Below are 16,741 nucleotides of genomic sequence, written 5' to 3'. Positions count from 1 at the left end.
TCGCACCACCCCGCGACCACGGGAATCGACGCGGGCGACGCCTCAGCTGGGCGTCGCCCGCGCGGGGTCAGTCGGCCAGGATGGCCAGGACGCCGCGGGCCGGAATCTCGATCCAGTCCGGGCGGTTGTTGGCCTCGTAGTCGATCTCGTAGAGCGCCTTCTGCAGCAGGCAGAGCTGCAGCAGACGTTCCTGCGTCGCCGCATCGGTGACGGCGGCGCGGCTGCCCTGCACGGTGGCCGCGTAGGCGTCGAGGAACGCGCCGCTCACCATGCCGCGCCAGGCGTCGACGGCGGCCTTCGCTCGGTCGCCCGCCTCGGCGAAGCGCGAGGCGACCTCGCGGCTCACGGTCTCGCCGCCATAGGCGAACGAGCGCAGGATCCCGGCGACGTCGCGCAGGGGCGTCGACTTCGCCCGGCGCTCGTCCACCGGCCGCGACGGCTCGCCCTCGAAGTCGACGATGATGAGATCGTCCTGCGAGGCCAGCACCTGCCCGAGATGGTAGTCGCCGTGGATACGGGTCCGGTGGGCCCCGGCCGGCGCCTCGCGGCTCAGGGCCTCGATCAGCGCCTCGATCTTGGCCTTGGCGGACAGCACCGCTTCGGCCGCCTCGCGGGCACCCTCCGAGGCCGCGGCACCCAGCCCGTTGCAGGCGCGCAGGGCCTTCTCGGCCTGGCGGCGCGTGTCGGCGGCGAGGACCGCGAGGTCGTCGGCCGTGAACGGCTCGGCGGCGAAGGCCGGGTCGTCGGTCTCGGTGGCGAGCGCCCGGTGCATCTCGGCGGTGCGCTGGCCGAGCAACGCGGCCCAGCGCAGATGCGTGGCGAAGGCGTCCTCGGGCGAGGGAGCCTCGCTCTCGGGCACCAGCACGAACGTGTCGAGGTCGCGCCGGAGATACTCGAGCATCAGGGTCCAGGCATCGCCCTGGTTGCGCACGAAGGCCTGGAGCAGGCCGAGCGCGGTCGCGGTTCCGTCGGGCCCGACATGCTCGACGACGCCGAGGAGCGCCGGGGTGTTCTTGAAGCCGGCCTGTTCGGTGAGGAAGCGCCCGACCTCGACCTCCGGGTGGTCACCGGGCTGGAGCCGGCGCAGGAGCTTCAGCATCAGCCGCGAGCCGAAGGCGATCGAGGTGTTGCTCTGCTCCGCGGACAGACGACGGATGTCGGCCGGGTCGAGCTCGATCTCCGAATCGAAGGCCGAGGTCGCCCGGAAGCGCAGGCTGCCCTTCTCCGAGGCGATGTCGCGGTTGTGGCGGATCGCGTCGACCATCGCGAGGGCGAAGTCGGTCGAGGAGGCCGCGCCGTAGAGGAGGCCCATCCGCGGGCCGCGGCGCACCCGGGCGACCGCGTGGTCCATCAGCGACTCGTCCTCGCGGCCCTCGTCGACGGCGAGCGGCACGAAGTAGTCCTGCGTGTCGCCGTTGCCGAGCGAGACGGCGATGCGCGGCAGCAGGAAGCCGCCGGTGCCGGTCGCGGAGGGCAGGATCGCGCTGTCGGTGACCTCGACCGAGCGGATGCGCGAGCCCTTGGCGCCGAACCAGCGCCGGGAGCCGATGAAGCGGGGCGCGACCGTGCGCTCGAAGGCCTGGCGCTCGCGGCCCCGCATCAGGGTCTCGACGCCGCCGGTGAGCACCAGGGTGAACAGCTCCGGCGCCTCGGGGCTCGGCCCCATCGTGCCGGCATTCGCCGTCGAGAGGGAGAACCAGTAGAAGCCGTAGGCCGGCATGGTGAGCAGGTACGGCAGGTCGCCGATCGGCGGGAACGAGGTGCCGCCGGTCAGTTCCACCGGGACGGCGGTACGAAGATCCGACAGGTCGAGCTGCACCGCCTGCGGCGCCCGCGACAGGTTGGCGACGCAGAGCACGCGCTCGTTGTCGTGCTCGCGAATCCAGGCGAGCACCTTGCGGTTGTCCGGGTAGAGGAAGCGTAAGCCGCCGCGCCCGAGCGAGACGTGGTTGTTGCGGATCGCGATCATCCGCCGCGTCCAGTTGAGCAGGCTGGTCTGGGCGCGGGCCTGCGCCTCGACGTTCACCGCGTCGAAGCCGTAGATCGGGTCTTGGATCGTCGGCAGGAACAGCCGGGCCGGGTCGGAGCGGGAGAAGCCGCCGTTGCGGTCGGGCGACCACTGCATCGGCGTGCGCACGCCGTCACGGTCGCCGAGATAGATGTTGTCGCCCATGCCGATCTCGTCGCCGTAATACAGCACCGGGGTGCCGGGCATCGAGAGGACCAGGAACTTCATCAGCTCGATCTTGCGCCGGTCGTTCTCGAGCAGCGGCGCGAGGCGGCGACGGATGCCGAGGTTGATGCGGGCGCGCCGGTCGGCGGCGTAGAAGCTCCAGAGGTAGTCGCGCTCCTTGTCGGTCACCATCTCGAGGGTCAGCTCGTCATGGTTGCGCAGGAAGATCGCCCATTGGCAGCCGTCCGGGATCTCCGGCGTCTGCCGCATGATGTCGGTGATCGGGTGCCGGTCTTCCTGCGCGATCGCCATGTACATCCGCGGCATCAGCGGGAAGTGGAACGCCATGTGGCATTCGTCGCCGTCGCCGAAATACTGTGCGGTTTCCTCCGGCCACTGGTTGGCCTCGGCCAAGAGCATCCGGTCGGGGTAGGATTCGTCGAGGGCGGCGCGGATCTTCTTGATGACCGTGTGAGTCTCGGGCAGGTTCTCGCAGTTGGTGCCATCGCGCTCGATCAGGTAGGGGATCGCGTCGAGGCGCAACCCGTCCACTCCCATGTCGAGCCAGTAGCGCATCACCTCGATGACCGCGTCGAGAACCTTCGGGTTGTCGAAGTTCAGGTCGGGCTGGTGCGAGTAGAAGCGGTGCCAGTAATACGCCTTGGCGACCGGGTCCCAGGTCCAGTTCGACGCTTCGGTGTCGAGGAAGATGATGCGGGTGTCGGTGTACTTCTCGTCGGTGTCCGACCAGACGTAGAAGTTGCGCCACTCCGAATCCTTCGGGGCGTTGCGGGCCTGCTGGAACCAGGGATGCTGGTCCGAGGTGTGGTTGATGACGAGCTCGGTGATGACCCGCAGGCCCCGGGCATGGGCCTCGTCCACGAAGGTCCGGAACTGGTCCATCGTGCCGTAGGACTGGTTGATGTCGCGGTAATCCGCGATGTCGTAGCCGTCGTCGCGCAGGGGCGAGGGATAGAAAGGCATCACCCAGATCGCGGTCACGCCGAGGTCGCGGATGTAGTCGAGCTTCGCGGTCAGGCCGTCGAAGTCGCCGATGCCGTCGTTGTTCGCGTCGAAGAAGGACTTGACGTGCACCTGGTAGATGATGGCGTCACGGTACCATTGCGGATCGGTACGATCGATCATCGCGTCAGAGCCTCATTCGATCGGGTAGTGGCGCCGGGCTGAAGGCCTTTGCGGCTGTCGCCATGCTCGGGCTCAACGCGGGGCGCCGGGGAGAGTTCGGAATGCCTGCCGGCACGGACGGTCGCCCGCCCGCGCCTGATACGCACTTCGGCTAGGCCGAGCCGTGCTGCCACGCGGCGCCCGCCGCCGCAAGCCGCGCCGGGCGGCGCAGGCGCCAGATCACCACCGACCGCTCGGCCGGATCGAGGGCGATGCGGTGGGTCTTGCCGCGCAGCTCGAACTTGTAGCCGAGCAGCAGGTCCTCGACCTCGACGGCGCCGTCGTCGGGCAGCCCGAGCTGCCACAGCGGCACCTCGTAGGTGCATTCCTGGCGGTTCCGCGGGTCGAGGTTGACCATGCAGAACACCGCGTTGTCGCCCGACGGCGTCATCCGCAGGTAGGCCAGGATCTGCTCGTTCCAGGCCGGGGTGAAGACCACGTTGCGGAAGTCCCAGAGCGCCGGGTTCTCGCGCCGGATGCGGTTCAACGCAATGATGTGGTCGCGGATGTTGCCGGGCTTGTAGTAGTCCCAGGCCCGCAGCTCGTACTTTTCGGAGTCGAGGTACTCTTCCTTGCCCGGCACCGGCGCGGCGTCGCAGAGCTCGAAGCCGTTGTAGATGCCGTAGACGCTCGACAGCGTCGCGGCGAGCGTACCCCGGATGACGAAGCCCGGCCGGCCGCTGGTCTGGAGGAAGACCGGGTTGATGTCCGGCGTGTTGGCGAAGAAGTTCGGGCGGTAATACTCGCCCATCTCGCCGGCGAGTTCGGTGGCGTAGGTCGCCAGCTCGTCCTTGGTGTTGCGCCAGGTGAAGTAGGTGTAGCTCTGCTGGAAACCCGCCTTGGCGAGTTTCTTCATCATCTTGGGCCGGGTGAAGGCCTCGGCGAGAAAGAGCACGTCCGGGTAGCGGTCGTTGACGTCGCGGATCATCCACTCCCAGAACGGGATCGGCTTGGTGTGCGGGTTGTCGACCCGGAAGATCTTCACCCCCAGCTCGACCCAGCCGACGATGATGTCGCGCAGCTCGGTCCACAGCGACGGGAAGGCGCCGTCGCGGTAGAAATCGACGTTGACGATGTCCTCGTACTTCTTCGGCGGGTTCTCGGCGAACTTGATCGTACCGTCGGGCCGCCAGTCGAACCATTCCGGATGCTGCTTGATCCAGGGATGGTCCGGCGAGCACTGGATGGCGAAGTCGAGCGCCACCTCCATGCCGTGGGCGTGGCTCGCCGCCACAAGGCGCCGGAAGTCGTCGAGGGTGCCGAGATCCGGATGCACCGCCTCGTGGCCGCCCTCCTGTGCGCCGACGGCGTAGACCGAGCCGACATCGCCCTCGCCCGCCTTCAGCGAGTTGTTCTTGCCCTTGCGGTTGGTGCGGCCGATCGGGTGGATCGGCGTGAAGTAGAGCACGTCGAAGCCGAGCTGGCGGATCTCCGGCAGCCGCGCGATCACGTCGTCGAAGGTGCCGTGGCGGTTGGGGTCGCCGGATTGCGAGCGCGGAAAGATCTCGTACCAGGCCGAGAACCGGGCCGCCAAGCGGTCGGCGAAGACCTCCAGCACGACGGGATAGCGCGAGAGGTTCACGCGCTCGGAGTTGCGGTGGATCAGGGCCGTCTGCTCCAGCAGCCGGCGGAGCTGCGCCGCCGAGCCCGCCTCGTCGGCCTCGAGCGCCGTGACGAGAGCGCCGAGCGCCGTCTCGTCGCTGCCCTCGGCCAGGGCCGCCGCCCGCTTGACCAGGCCGACGCCCTCGATCGTCTCGAGCCGGACGTCGATGCCGGCCTTGCGCTTCTTCTCGAGGCCGCGCAGCCAGGACGAGAAGTCGTCGCGCCACGCCTCGACCGTGTACTCGTAGCGGGCGTTGCGGGTGAGCGGGAAATGGCCGTGCCAGCGGTCGTTGTCGACGAACAGCATCGGGTCGCGGCGCCACTCGGTCTCGCCGGCCAGACGCGACAGGACCGCGGCGTTGATGACGTCGTGCCCGTCGGTGAAGATGTCGGCCTCGACGTGGACCTGGTCTCCGACGACCCGCTTGATCGCCGAGCGGCCGCCGTCGATCTCCGGGCTCACCGCCTCGATGATCACGCGCCCCTCCCCGTCCGGGGTGGTGCGGCGGGGCCGGCGCATCGCGCCGATGCGGCGGGCGGCGAGGATGCGCACCGCGCGGGGTTCGAGGCCGATCGACTGGTCGGCCCGGAAGGCGAGCGGGGCGGCCTCGGGCGTCAGGTCCTGGAACGGGCCGAACTCGCCGCCGGTGCCGGCGATGAGCGGCGCCGGATCGACGGCCACGGGGGCATCGGTCGGGTTGTGCAGCACGATCACGGCGTTCTCGGCCGAGCCGGTATGGCCGGTATCGATGCGGATCAGCGCGATGTAAGCGGCATCCGGGGCCGAGAGGCGCCATTGCGCGCCCTCGACATTCGCCGCCGGCAGGTCGGCGCGCAGGCGGTTCACCGCCGCGACGAAGCCCGAGATGTCGATGCCGGTGTGGTGCTCGCGGCTCTCCGGGGTGGTGTCCACGACGTGGAGCGGCTTGGCGTAGCCCCACTCGTAGCCGATCGGCATCAGCACGCCGGCCGAGAAGAAGGCGGCGAGCGCGTAGCGGCTCTTGAGTTCCGCCGCCACCGCCTCCGGCCCGCCCTCGAGGGAGGCGGCCAGCCGCGGCATGTCGTGGTTTTCCGGAAACGCGATCGAGGGCGCCAGGATGCGCAGGCGCTCGTACTGCTCGAGCGCCCAGGGCGCCTTGAGGTCCCACCAGGCGAAAGAGTTGAACAGGTAGTCGAACCCGGCTTCCGCCGTGGCCCGTGCCTCCTCGAAGGTGCAGCCCAGGGTCTCGGCGGCGAAGAGCGCGGCGTGGTCGCGCTGCTTGGCGGCGCCGATCAGGCTGCGCCAGACGTCCGGCGGCACCTTGTAGGCGGCGTCGCACCGGAAGCCGGCGACACCGAGGGCCTGGAGCCGGGCGATGTAGCCGTCCCACAGCTCGGTCAGCGCGGTGCGGGGCCCGGCCTCGACGTAGTCGAACTCGGCGAGGTCGCCCCAGACGGTGATCTTCGAGGGATCGTCGGGATCGACGGCGTGCGGGCTCACCGGCGCGCCGGATGCGTCGCGCACGAACAGGTCCGGGCGCTCGTGCGCCAGCCGGCCGTCGTTGGCGGCGTGGTTCACCACGAGGTCGGTCATGATCTTCAGGCCGTGCCCGGCGGCAGCCGCGCAGAAGCGGCGGATCTGCTCGTCGTCCGGCGTCCCGTCGAGGTCGCGCAGGCGCTCGTCGAGGCGGTCGGTGTCGGCCACGGCGTAGAGCGAGCGCGAGCCGCCGGCCTGATGGAACGGGTTGAGGTAGACCCAGTCGAAACCGAGCTCGGCGATGCGGGGGAGTTCCGCGGTCCAGGCCGAGACCCGGCCGACCAGGAGGGGAAAGAGGTTGTAGATCCGCGGTCCGGCCGCCAGCGGCGCCAGGGTGGCCGGCAGCGGCGTCACCTCGCGGGTGCGCTTCGCCGGCTTGGTGCTGGTGCGGGGTACGTTCATCGGCCCGGTCCTGCCTGCTTCTCTCGAATCATCTCGGGCGGGCTCGCATGCCCCCCTCGGGGCACGCGAGCCCGGGGTCTCAAGTGGCGGAGCGACGCAGAACCGCCAGGGGGAGACGCGCGAAGAGTCGGGCAACCGACAGATGCCCGCCCTCGGCCCGGACCTCGTCGCCGGTGACGAGGTCGCGCCAGGCGCTGCCCTCCGGCACCGGCAGGAGAACGTCCGCGACGGCTCCGGCGAGGCGGGTGCCGTCCCCGTCCGGCGCCTCGCCGGCCGCCTCGCTCACCACCTGGCGCGGCACCGCGACCAGGAGGTCGCCGGCCTCCGCACCCGCGGTCGCGTCCTGCCGCAGGAAGGCGACGATGCGCTCCGCCCCCTGCCCCTCGGCCGCGACCGGCGTGTAGTCGGCCTCGGCGTAGAAGCCGGGATGCGCGGCGCGGTCGGCGAGCAGCCGGGCGAGCACACGCTGCTTGATCCGCCCGTCCGGCCAGGCGGCGAGGAGGTCCTCCAGGGCCGTCTCCTGCCCGAGCGCCGCCTCACGCTCGGCGTAGTCGACCGGGCGGCGGTTGTCGGGATCGACGAAGGAGAAATCCCAGAACTCCGTGCCCTGGTAGATGTCGGGCAGGCCCGGCAGGGTGCATTTGAGGACGGAGCGGGCGAGCCCCGACACCATGCCGACCCGGGCAAGCCGCTCGGCGAAGGGCCGGAACTCCCGCAGGAACTCCGAGCCCGGCGCCACCAGGGCGTCGAAGAGCTTCGCGACCGCGCCCTCGTAGGCCTCGTCGACGTTGACCCAGCTCGACCGGCGCTTGCCCTCGCGCATCGCCTTCTCGGCATAGGCGCCGAGCCGGGTGCGGAACGCCTCGACGTCCTTCGGGTCCGGGTTCTCGCTCAGCAGCTCCAGCGGCCAGGCGCCGAGGATCGCCTGCAGGAACATCCACTGGTCGTTGGCGTCGGGCGCCGGCTCGCCCTCGACCTCCGTCAGGTGCGGCTCGGCCAGCCGGCCCCACAGGTCCCAGGCCTGCGCCCACTCCCCCGGGATCTCGGAGAGCGCCAGCAGCCGCGTGCGGGCATCCTCGCCGCGCTTGGTGTCGTGGGTGGCCGTGGTGATCATCGCGTTCGGCCAGTCGCGGGCGCGGGCGGCCTGGAGCCCGTGGAAATGCTCCGCGGTGAGGCCGTACTCGCCCGGATCGCCCCCGACCTCGTTGAGCGCCAGGAGCGCGACGAAGCGGTAGAAGAGCGTGTCCTCCAGGCTCTTGGCCATCACCGGGCCGGTGAGCTGCTGGAAGCGCCGGCGGAAGCGGCGCACCACCTCGGGATCGGGTCGGCCCGGCCCCTCGGTATCGAGGCGTCCGAGCAGCACCCGTTCGGCGAAGTCGTGCACCGAGCGGTCGGGCAGGCGGGAACGGCGCTTGGCCTTGCGCACCGTATCGCCGATGAGCTTCAGGTCCTCCGCCTCGATCTCGTTCTCGTCGAGCTCCTGGGGCAGGTAGCTGCGGTAGACCGGGAACCGGGCGACGATCTCGGAAAGCGCCTGGCGCAGGGCGTTGACCGAGAAGTCGCGGGTGCGACGGTCGGCGTCGGCAACCTGCTTCAGGTCCGAGGTGAGCACCTCCAGCTCGCTGGCGAAGCTGGTCTCCAGGATCTCGCTCTTTACGTTGCGCAGGAGCCAGGGATACGGCTCGTCCATGCCGGTCGCCCCGGCATAGAGCCCGGCCACCGCCTCGCGCTTGCCCTGGTCGACGAACAGCCCGTCGATCTGGTTGAGCACGTCGTAGCCGGTGGTGCCGGCGATCGGCCACGGGCGCAGCTTCTCGCCGGGCTCCAGGATCTTCTCAACGACGATGTAGAAGCCCGGGCCGAGCGCGGCCTGCAGCGCGCGGGCGTAGCCGGCCGGATCGGCCAGGCCGTCGATGTGGTCGATGCGCAGCCCGTCGATCCGTCCCTCGCGGATCTGGCGGAACAGCATCGCGTGGGCGCCCTCGAACACCCGGCGATCCTCGACCTTGAGCCCGGCGAGCGAGTTGACATCGAAGAAGCGGCGGTAGTTGATGTCGCTCGCCGCGACGCGCCAGTGGGCGAGCCGGTAGGCCTGCGCCTCAAGGATGCGGTGGAGCGCCCCGAAGCTGTCGGGATGGCCCTTGAAGCCGTTGACGAGCGTCACCGCCCGGTCGATCGCGGCCTTCAGATCGGGCGAGGACGCCACCGCGTGGGCCAGGCGCCGCTTCAGCCCCTCGGCCTCCTCCGGATAACCGGCCTGACGCTCGACGTTGGCCTCGTCGGCCATCCGGCGCAGGCGCTCGGAGATCGACAGCACCTCGGCCGAGGCCTCGTCGCCGACCTCCGCCAGCGCGGCGAGGGTCCGGTCGAGAACGATCGGGTAGCTCAGCGGGTTGACCGGGAAGCGATGCTCGAAGTGCCAGACGCTGAGGGCGCCCTCCTCCGGGTCGAAGGCGAGCTTCAGGTCGCCCTTTTCCAGGGCTTCGCCGTAGCGGTCGCCGAGGAAGGGCACGACGAGCTTGTTGCGGGCGCCCAGCCGGCCCCAGTCGATGTCGAAGGCGTCCGCCGCCGGCGACAGCGCGCCCCATTCGAGCACCGAGAGCCACCACGGGTTGTCGGCGCCGCCGACGCCCATGTGGTTGGGCACGATGTCGAGCAGGAACTTGAGGCCGTGGCTCTTCAGCGTGTCGCTGAAGCGGATGAACGCCTCCTCGCCGCCGAGCTCCGGGTTGATCTCGCGGTGGTCGACGATGTCGTAGCCGTGCATCGAGCCGGGCCGCGCCTTGTGGATCGGCGAGGCGTAGACGTGGCTGATGCCGAGCTTGGCCAGGTACGGGACGATCCTGGCGGCGTGGTCGAAGGTGAAGTCCTTGTGGAACTGCAGCCGGTAGGTCGCCCGCGGCGGCGGCGAGGCGAGGCGCGCGGCGCCCGAGCGCGGACCCCGCGCCTCGGCCGAGAGCGAGGAAGCGAGCTTGGCGAGCGGTCCGCCGGGCGCCGCGATCGCGTCGAGGTCGCGGTCGAGCTTGCGGCGCCAGTTCGGGTAGCCCTCGGTGACGCCCGGCATGTTGGCCTGGCTCACCTCGCCGAGGATGTCCTCGTACTGCACCGCGGTCAGGACCGAGGGCGCGCGGGCAAGGAAGCGCACCGCCGCCTCGAAGGGCGGCTCGGCCGGCACCTCGCTCGTCGGGATCAGGCCCTCCTGGTTCAGCGCCTCGGCGAGGCGCCGGCGCTCGTGCACCCGCTCGTCGCGCTCGGCGCCCGCCCGGTCGGCGTCGTAGAGGCCGAGCGACTGGCGCAGCTCCGTATCGACACCCCGCCACCAGCCGACGAAGGTCGGCAGGTCGTGGGTAGTGATGGCGCAGAGCGCGTCGCGCGGGTACTCGGCCGGGCGCTTGAAGGTGCCGCCCTCCCCCCGCTCGAACGAGAGGATGCGGTAGCTCAGGATGCCGGCCTGCATCAGCGCGTCGGAGAAGCCGGCCGGCGCGGTGCCGAGGTCTTCCGCGATCACGAGGCACTTCGCCCGGTGGCTCTCGAGCCGCAGGACCGCCAGCATCGCCTCGAACGGCATCGCCACGTAGGCGCCGCCCTTCGCCCCCCCGCCGACCGGGATCAGGAACAGCCGGGCGAGCTGGAAGGCGTGGTCGATGCGGATCGCGCCGGCGTGGCGCATGTTGGCCTGGACCAGCGCCCGGAAGGCCGCGAGGCCGTCGCGCTCCAGCTCCAGCGGATCGAAGGGCGGCAGGCCCCAATCCTGGCCGTTCGGCGCCAGGATGTCCGGCGGCGCGCCGATCGACAGCCCGGCGGCGAAGCGCTCGGGATGCGACCAGACCTCCGAGCCGCCGCGGTCGGCGCCGACCGCGAGGTCGCGGTAGAGCCCGAGCCGCATGCCGGTGGCGAGGCCCTGCGCGGCGGCCTCGGCGAATTGCCGGTCGGCGAGGAACTGCAGCCAGGCGTGGTAGGCGACCCGCTCCTGATGATCGGCCGCGAAGGCCGCGACCTCCGGCGTGCCGTTGCGGCGGTAGGCCTCCGGCCAGTCGCCGAGCCAGTGGGCGCCGCCTTGCGCGAAATGTTCGGCCAGGGCCTCGAAGGTGGCGTGGGCCTCCAGGTTCTCGCCGCCCGCGGCGCGGAAGGCGAGGTACTCGGTGTCCCGCCCGGCCCGGGCCGGCGAATCCTGCCACAGCGCCTCCAGCACCGGGCCGAGCACCTGCCAGATGCCGGCATGGTCGACGAGCGAGGCGTCGCGCAGGCGCGCGATCTCGGAGTCGGACTGGCGCAGGAGCGCCTCCGCCCGGCTGCCGGGAAAGCCCGGCAGGGCGGCGGGGGCGATGAAAAGCGTCTCGAGGAAGAGCCGCGACGACGGCGAGTAGGGCGAGACCTTCTGGCGGTCGGTCGAGAACAGGGCGTGGACCGGGCTGAGCCCCAGGAAGGCCGCGCCCTTCGCGCCGGCATCGGCGGCGGCCCGGCCGGCATCCGCGTAGGTGCCGATGCCGAGATTGTCGGCGGAGCGCAGGCCGTAGAGCTGGGCTGCGAGGCCCCAGTCCCGGGCGCCCTCCTCGGCCAGGGCCCGCGGGCGCCAGCAGCGCTGGGGCGCGGCGATCACGGTCGCCTCGGCGCGCCGCTCGCCGAGCGTCACGACGAGCCGGTGGTAGCCGGGGGTGAGCGGCGGCAGCTCGATCGCCTCGGTGCCGGGGGCGAGCACGACCCGCCCGTCGCGGGCGGTGCCGCGCTCGTCGACGACCCGCCAGCTCAGCGTGCCGGAGCCGCCCTCCGGCCGGACCGGCACCCGCGCGGCGCGCCTGGCCTCGACCGGCACCAGCGGCGGCACGAGGCCGTGGCGCAGGGCGCGGATGCGGCCGAGGCTCGCCCGCGCCTCCTCCTCGGTGCCCGCCGGCAGGCCGAGTGCGGCGAGCAGCCCCTGGCGCACGCCGAGCGGGGTCTCGACGCGCTGGCCGAAGGCGTCGGTGTAGTCGGCGGCGATGCCCGCCTCATCGGCGAGCCGCGCGACGACATCCTCGGTCACGGCCATCTCAACGCACCTCTTTCACGAACACGCCCGACCAGGCGGGCAGGACCAGGGAACCGCTCTCGCCGTCCGTCACGCCGGGCGAGCGCCAGACGACGCGGCCGGGAGGCTTCGGGAGGGCGAAGGGCTCGCCCCCGAACGCCGCGACGAAGCGCAGATCGCCCCCGGCATAGGACCAGGTGACGTCGATGACGTCCGGCCGCGGGAGGACGTAGCGCCCGCCCTGCCAGGCGGTCTTCGTCAGCGGCACGATCTCGCGCTGGCGCAGGGCCAGGAGCGCGGTCGTGTCGGCCAGGACCTCGCGGTGGGGCGAGCTGTCGCGCTCCGCCCAGTCGAGGGTCGAGCGCCGGAACGTCTCCTCCGCGGTGGGGTCGGGGATCGTCTTCGCCTTCTCCTCGTCGGCGAAGGCCGCGAAGCTCTTGAACTCGCGACGCCGGCCGTCGCGCACCGCCTTGTTCAGCTCCTCGTCGGGAGCGAAATCGACGAAGAACAGGAACGGCGTCGAGGCCGACCATTCCTCGCCCATCCACAGCATCGGGATCTGCGGGCTGAGCAGCAGGCCGGCCCGGGCCAGCGCCAGCCTGTCGGGCTCGGCGAGATGGCTCAGGCGCTCGCCGAGCGCCCGGTTGCCGACCTGGTCGTGGTTCTGCAGGAAGGTGACGAACGCGGATGGCGGCAGGTGGCCGGAGGGCTCGCCGCGCGGGTGATCGTCGAGGGTCTTGAAGGGCTCGCCCTGGTAGGCGAAGCCCTCCGCCAGGCTGCGGGCGAGGTGGGCAGCCGGCTTGTCGGAGAAGCTCTCGTAGTAGCCCGCCTCCTCGCCGGTGAGCAGGATGTGCCAGCCGTGATGGGTGTCGTCGGCCCATTGCGCGCTGTGGAAGCGCGGCCGGCCGGCGGCCCCGCGTTCGAGCCAGGAGGCCTGGTTGGCCTCGTTCTCCAGCATCAGGTGGATCGGCCGGTCGGGGAACGCGGCCCGGATGCGCTCGGCGAGTTCACCGAGGAAGTGTTTCTCCGAATCGTCCTGGATCGCGTGGACCGCGTCGAAGCGAAGGCCGTCGACGTGGAACTCCTCCAGCCAGTACAGCGAGTTGTGGACGAAGTAGTCCCGCACCACCTGGCCGCTGGTCTTGCCGTCGAAGTTGATGCCCGCCCCCCAGGGCGTCTGGTGGCGCTCGGTGAAGAAGGTCTTGGCGTAGGCGTTGAGGTAGTTCCCGGCCGGGCCGAAGTGGTTGTAGACCACGTCGAGGAAGACCATCAGGCCGAGGCCGTGCGCGCGGTCGACCAGGCGGCGCAGGTCGTCGGGCGTGCCGTAGGCCGAATCCGGCGCGTAGGGCAGCACGCCGTCGTAGCCCCAGTTGCGGCTACCCTTGAAGTCGGCCAGCGGCAGGAGCTCGATCGCGGTCACGCCGAGGTCGCGCAGGGCCTCGAGCCTGTCGGCGAGGGCCGCGTAGGTGCCCTCGGGCGTCGCCGTCCCGACATGGACCTCGTAGATCACCGTCTCCTCGAACGGACGGCTCTTCCAGGCGCCGTCGGTCCACGGGAAGGCGGCGGGGTCGATCACCTCGGACAGCCCCGAGACGTCCTCGGGCTGGAAGCGCGAGGCGGGGTCGGGCACGACGAGATCGCCGTCGATCCGGTAGCCGTAGCGAGCCCCGGCGCGCACGCCCGGCACCGTCAGATGGCGCCAGCCCTCGCCCGAATCCGGCAGCGGATGCTCGTTCCCGTCGAGCACCAGGGCGACCTTCGTCGCGGTCGGCGACCATAGGGCGAAACGCACGCCCTCCGGTCCGATCTCCGCACCGAATGGCATGCTGTGGGCGCGCCGCATCGGGCCACCATCCTTCGAAAAAGTGAGGGCAAAAAGCGAGGGCGAGCGGCGTGGGGTGCCGTCTCGCTCTGAGAAATTCAGCCGGCCTGCCCAGGTTCCGCACTGCGAAAGGCCGGAGCTGCAATAGCCGAGCTTGAGAGGGCCGAGCTTGCCGCGGGAGCTAAGGCGGGCGATCCTCCCGGCAATGGCCGGCCGGCAAGCACCCGGGGATTTTCGCCGAATCGCCGTGGCGGCGAGCCAAGGCGCGCCTGATCCGGTTTGGAGTGGCGTCCGGATTCCCGGAGATTGGCACAAGCGGTCCGGCCCGCGGAGCGGGCAAACGCGAAGACCCGCGAGGCGGGCGAGCGCGAGGAGAAGTGCGGCCGGGCGCGCGCCGACCTCAGAACGCCCAGGCCAGGGTCGCGGCGAGCGCCACCGCCAGGGCAGCCCCGGTCGCCGTCATCGCCATCCGGCCGAGGCCGACGGTCGCTGCGGCGACACCCTCCTCGGCGAAGCCGAAGGCCTGGCCGGCGGCCTGCTCGGCCCGGGCGAGGGTGAGGTGGCGGGTCCGGCTGTGGCGAACCTGGCGTCTGGCGGCTCTCATCGTCGGGTCGCTCCTGCGGCGCGGCCTGTCCGGCCGGCGATCGCGCGGCCGCTTCGACAACGGGCGGTCATGGCCCAGGTTCCGGCCGAGCCCGTGCGCGTCACCGGACCTTAAGGGAATTTGTTTACGTCTCGGTGACTCTGGTACGGGTTCTGCGGCGCGGCGGTCCCGGACCGGCCGCCCCACGCGACCATGCCACGCCCGAAGCCACCGGAAGCCCCTTTTTGTTCCGCGTTTGTTCCGGTATAGGGAGAGGATGACCTCGAATGCTGCCAGAGCCCTTCCCCCACCGCGAGGCCGTCGCGTGAGCGAGGCCGCACGAGACCTGTTCGGCGCGGGCGCCAAGCCTGCCGAAAGAAAGCCTCCCGAAGGCAAGCCTCTCGAAGGAAAGCCGCCCGCGGATCCGTTGAAGGCGGACGCGCTCAAGCGCACGAAGCCGGTCGCCGTGCCCCCGCCCGCGGACGCCGCGGAGGCCGGCTACGACGCCTCGGCGATCGAGGTGCTGGAGGGGCTGGAGCCGGTGCGGCGCCGGCCCGGCATGTATATCGGCGGCACCGACGAGAAGGCCCTGCACCACCTCTTCGCCGAGGTGATCGACAACTCGATGGACGAGGCGGTGGCGGGGCATGCCAGCTTCATCGAGGTGGAGCTGCAGGAGGACGGCTGCCTCGTCGTGACCGACAACGGCCGCGGCATCCCGGTCGACCCGCACCCGAAATTTCCCGGCAAGTCGGCGCTCGAGGTCATCATGACCACGCTCCATGCCGGCGGTAAGTTCGATTCGAAGGTCTATGAGACCTCGGGCGGCCTGCACGGCGTCGGCATCTCGGTGGTGAACGCCCTCTCGGACGTGCTCGAGGTCGAGGTCGCCCGCAACCAGACGCTCTACCGCCAGACCTTCTCGCGCGGCCACGCGCAGGGGCCGATCGAGACGATCGGCCGGGTGCAGAACCGGCGCGGCACGAAGGTGCGCTTCCATCCCGACGCCGAGATCTTCGGCGAGCACAGGTTCGATCCCCGCCGCCTGTTCAAGATGGCGCGCTCGAAGGCCTACCTGTTCGGCGGGGTCGAGATCCGCTGGCGCTGCGCGCCCAGCCTGCTGGAAGGCGTCGAGAACGTGCCGGCCGAGGCCGTGCACCGCTTCCCGGCCGGCTTGAAGGACTATCTCGCCCGCGAGATCGACGGCAAGGACCTGGTCGCCGACGGCGTCTTCGCCGGCAAGGTGACGAAGCCCGGCAGCCACGGCTCGCTCGAATGGGCGATGGTCTGGCTGTCGAACGACGACGGCTTCTCCTCGTCCTACTGCAACACCATCCCGACGCCGGAGGGCGGCACCCACGAGAGCGGGATGCGGGTGGCGCTGCTGCGGGGCCTGCGCGACCACGCCGAGCGGGTGGGCCAGGTCAAGCGGATGGCCTCGGTCACCGCCGACGACGTGATGGCGACCTGCGCGGCGATGCTGTCGGTCTTCATCCGCGAGCCCGAGTTCCAGGGCCAGACCAAGGACAAGCTCGCGACGCTGGAGGCCTCCCGCATCGTCGAGGCGGCGATCCGCGACGCCTTCGACCACTGGCTCGCCGCCTCCCCGGTCCAGGCCAACAAGCTCCTCGACTGGGTGATCGACCGGGCCGAGGAGCGCCTGCGCCGGCGCCAGGAGAAGGAGGTCGCCCGCAAGACCGCGACCCGCAAGCTGCGGCTGCCGGGCAAGCTCGCCGATTGCTCGAAGGCCGGGGCCGCCGGCTCCGAGATCTTCATCGTCGAGGGCGATTCGGCCGGCGGCTCGGCCAAGCAGGCGCGCGACCGCGCCACCCAGGCGATCCTGCCCCTGCGCGGCAAGATCCTCAACGTCGCCTCGGCGAGCCGGGACAAGCTCGGGGCCAACCAGCTCCTGTCCGACCTGACCCAGGCGCTGGGCTGCGGCCTCGGCAATCAGTACCGGCACGACGACCTTCGCTACGAGAAGGTCATCATCATGACCGACGCCGACGTCGACGGCGCCCACATCGCCTCGCTGCTCATCACCTTCTTCTACCGGCAGATGCCGAAGCTGATCGAGGGCGGGCACCTCTACCTCGCGGTCCCGCCCCTCTACCGGCTGACGCAGGGCGCGAAGAGCGCCTACGCCCGCGACGACCGCCACAAGGAGCAGCTGCTCAAGACGACCTTCAAGTCGGGCAAGGTCGAGATCGGGCGCTTCAAGGGCCTCGGCGAGATGATGCCCGGGCAGCTCAAGGAGACCACGATGGATCCGAAGAAGCGCACGCTCCTGCGGGTCGAGGTGGTGGAGGAGGCGCGCGAGGCCACCGGCGACACGGTCGAGCGTCTGATGGGCAACAAGCCCGAGGCCCGCTTCGCCTTCATCTCCGAGCGCGCGGTCTTCGCCGACGAGATCGAGCTCGACATCTGACACGCCGGGGTGCCCCCACGGGCCT

General features: G+C 71.0%; 6 protein-coding genes. 1 reads left to right on the top strand and 5 read right to left on the bottom strand.

Annotated features, from left to right (window positions below):
• Window positions 1-67: 67 nt before the first annotated feature.
• The 5 genes from treS to V3T34_RS09510 all read right to left on the bottom strand — a co-directional run bounded on the left by treS (window position 68) and on the right by V3T34_RS09510 (window position 14,309).
• Window positions 68-3,319: a maltose alpha-D-glucosyltransferase gene (gene treS, locus V3T34_RS09530; protein WP_305078634.1), complete on the bottom strand. Its 3,252-nt coding sequence runs from the start codon at window positions 3,317-3,319 to the stop codon at window positions 68-70.
• Window positions 3,320-3,470: 151 nt separating this feature from the next.
• Window positions 3,471-6,878, bottom strand: a complete 3,408-nt coding sequence (locus tag V3T34_RS09525) for a maltotransferase domain-containing protein (RefSeq protein ID WP_331369152.1) — start codon at window positions 6,876-6,878, stop codon at window positions 3,471-3,473.
• 79 nt (window positions 6,879-6,957) lie between these two features.
• Window positions 6,958-11,904, bottom strand: coding sequence for a malto-oligosyltrehalose synthase (locus V3T34_RS09520; RefSeq protein WP_305078637.1), 4,947 nt, complete (start codon window positions 11,902-11,904; stop codon window positions 6,958-6,960).
• Between the two features lies 1 nt (window position 11,905).
• The gene (treZ, locus tag V3T34_RS09515; RefSeq protein WP_305078638.1) at window positions 11,906-13,726 is read right to left on the bottom strand and encodes a malto-oligosyltrehalose trehalohydrolase; all 1,821 of its coding nucleotides are present in this window, start codon (window positions 13,724-13,726) and stop codon (window positions 11,906-11,908) included.
• Between the two features lie 379 nt (window positions 13,727-14,105).
• The gene (locus V3T34_RS09510; protein WP_091744564.1) at window positions 14,106-14,309 is read right to left on the bottom strand and encodes a hypothetical protein; all 204 of its coding nucleotides are present in this window, start codon (window positions 14,307-14,309) and stop codon (window positions 14,106-14,108) included.
• A 304-nt stretch (window positions 14,310-14,613) separates the two neighbouring features.
• Between V3T34_RS09510 and parE the strand changes: the two genes are divergently transcribed.
• Complete coding sequence (parE, locus tag V3T34_RS09505) at window positions 14,614-16,716, top strand: DNA topoisomerase IV subunit B (RefSeq protein ID WP_305078639.1); 2,103 nt, start codon at window positions 14,614-14,616, stop codon at window positions 16,714-16,716.
• Window positions 16,717-16,741: the final 25 nt, after the last annotated feature.

This window comes from Methylobacterium ajmalii, assembly GCF_036448855.1.
GTDB classification, from domain to species: Bacteria; Pseudomonadota; Alphaproteobacteria; order Rhizobiales; family Beijerinckiaceae; genus Methylobacterium; species Methylobacterium ajmalii.
Note: the sequence above shows the minus strand (reverse complement) of the source record. Positions and strands in the feature narration are given on the sequence as shown.

Coding starts and splice junctions, on each gene's coding strand:
- V3T34_RS09525 (WP_331369152.1), bottom strand. CDS start 6,878: ATGAACGTACCCCGCACCAGCACCAAGCCGGCGAAGCGCACCCGCGAG.
- treZ (WP_305078638.1), bottom strand. CDS start 13,726: ATGCGGCGCGCCCACAGCATGCCATTCGGTGCGGAGATCGGACCGGAG.
- treS (WP_305078634.1), bottom strand. CDS start 3,319: ATGATCGATCGTACCGATCCGCAATGGTACCGTGACGCCATCATCTAC.
- V3T34_RS09510 (WP_091744564.1), bottom strand. CDS start 14,309: ATGAGAGCCGCCAGACGCCAGGTTCGCCACAGCCGGACCCGCCACCTC.
- V3T34_RS09520 (WP_305078637.1), bottom strand. CDS start 11,904: ATGGCCGTGACCGAGGATGTCGTCGCGCGGCTCGCCGATGAGGCGGGC.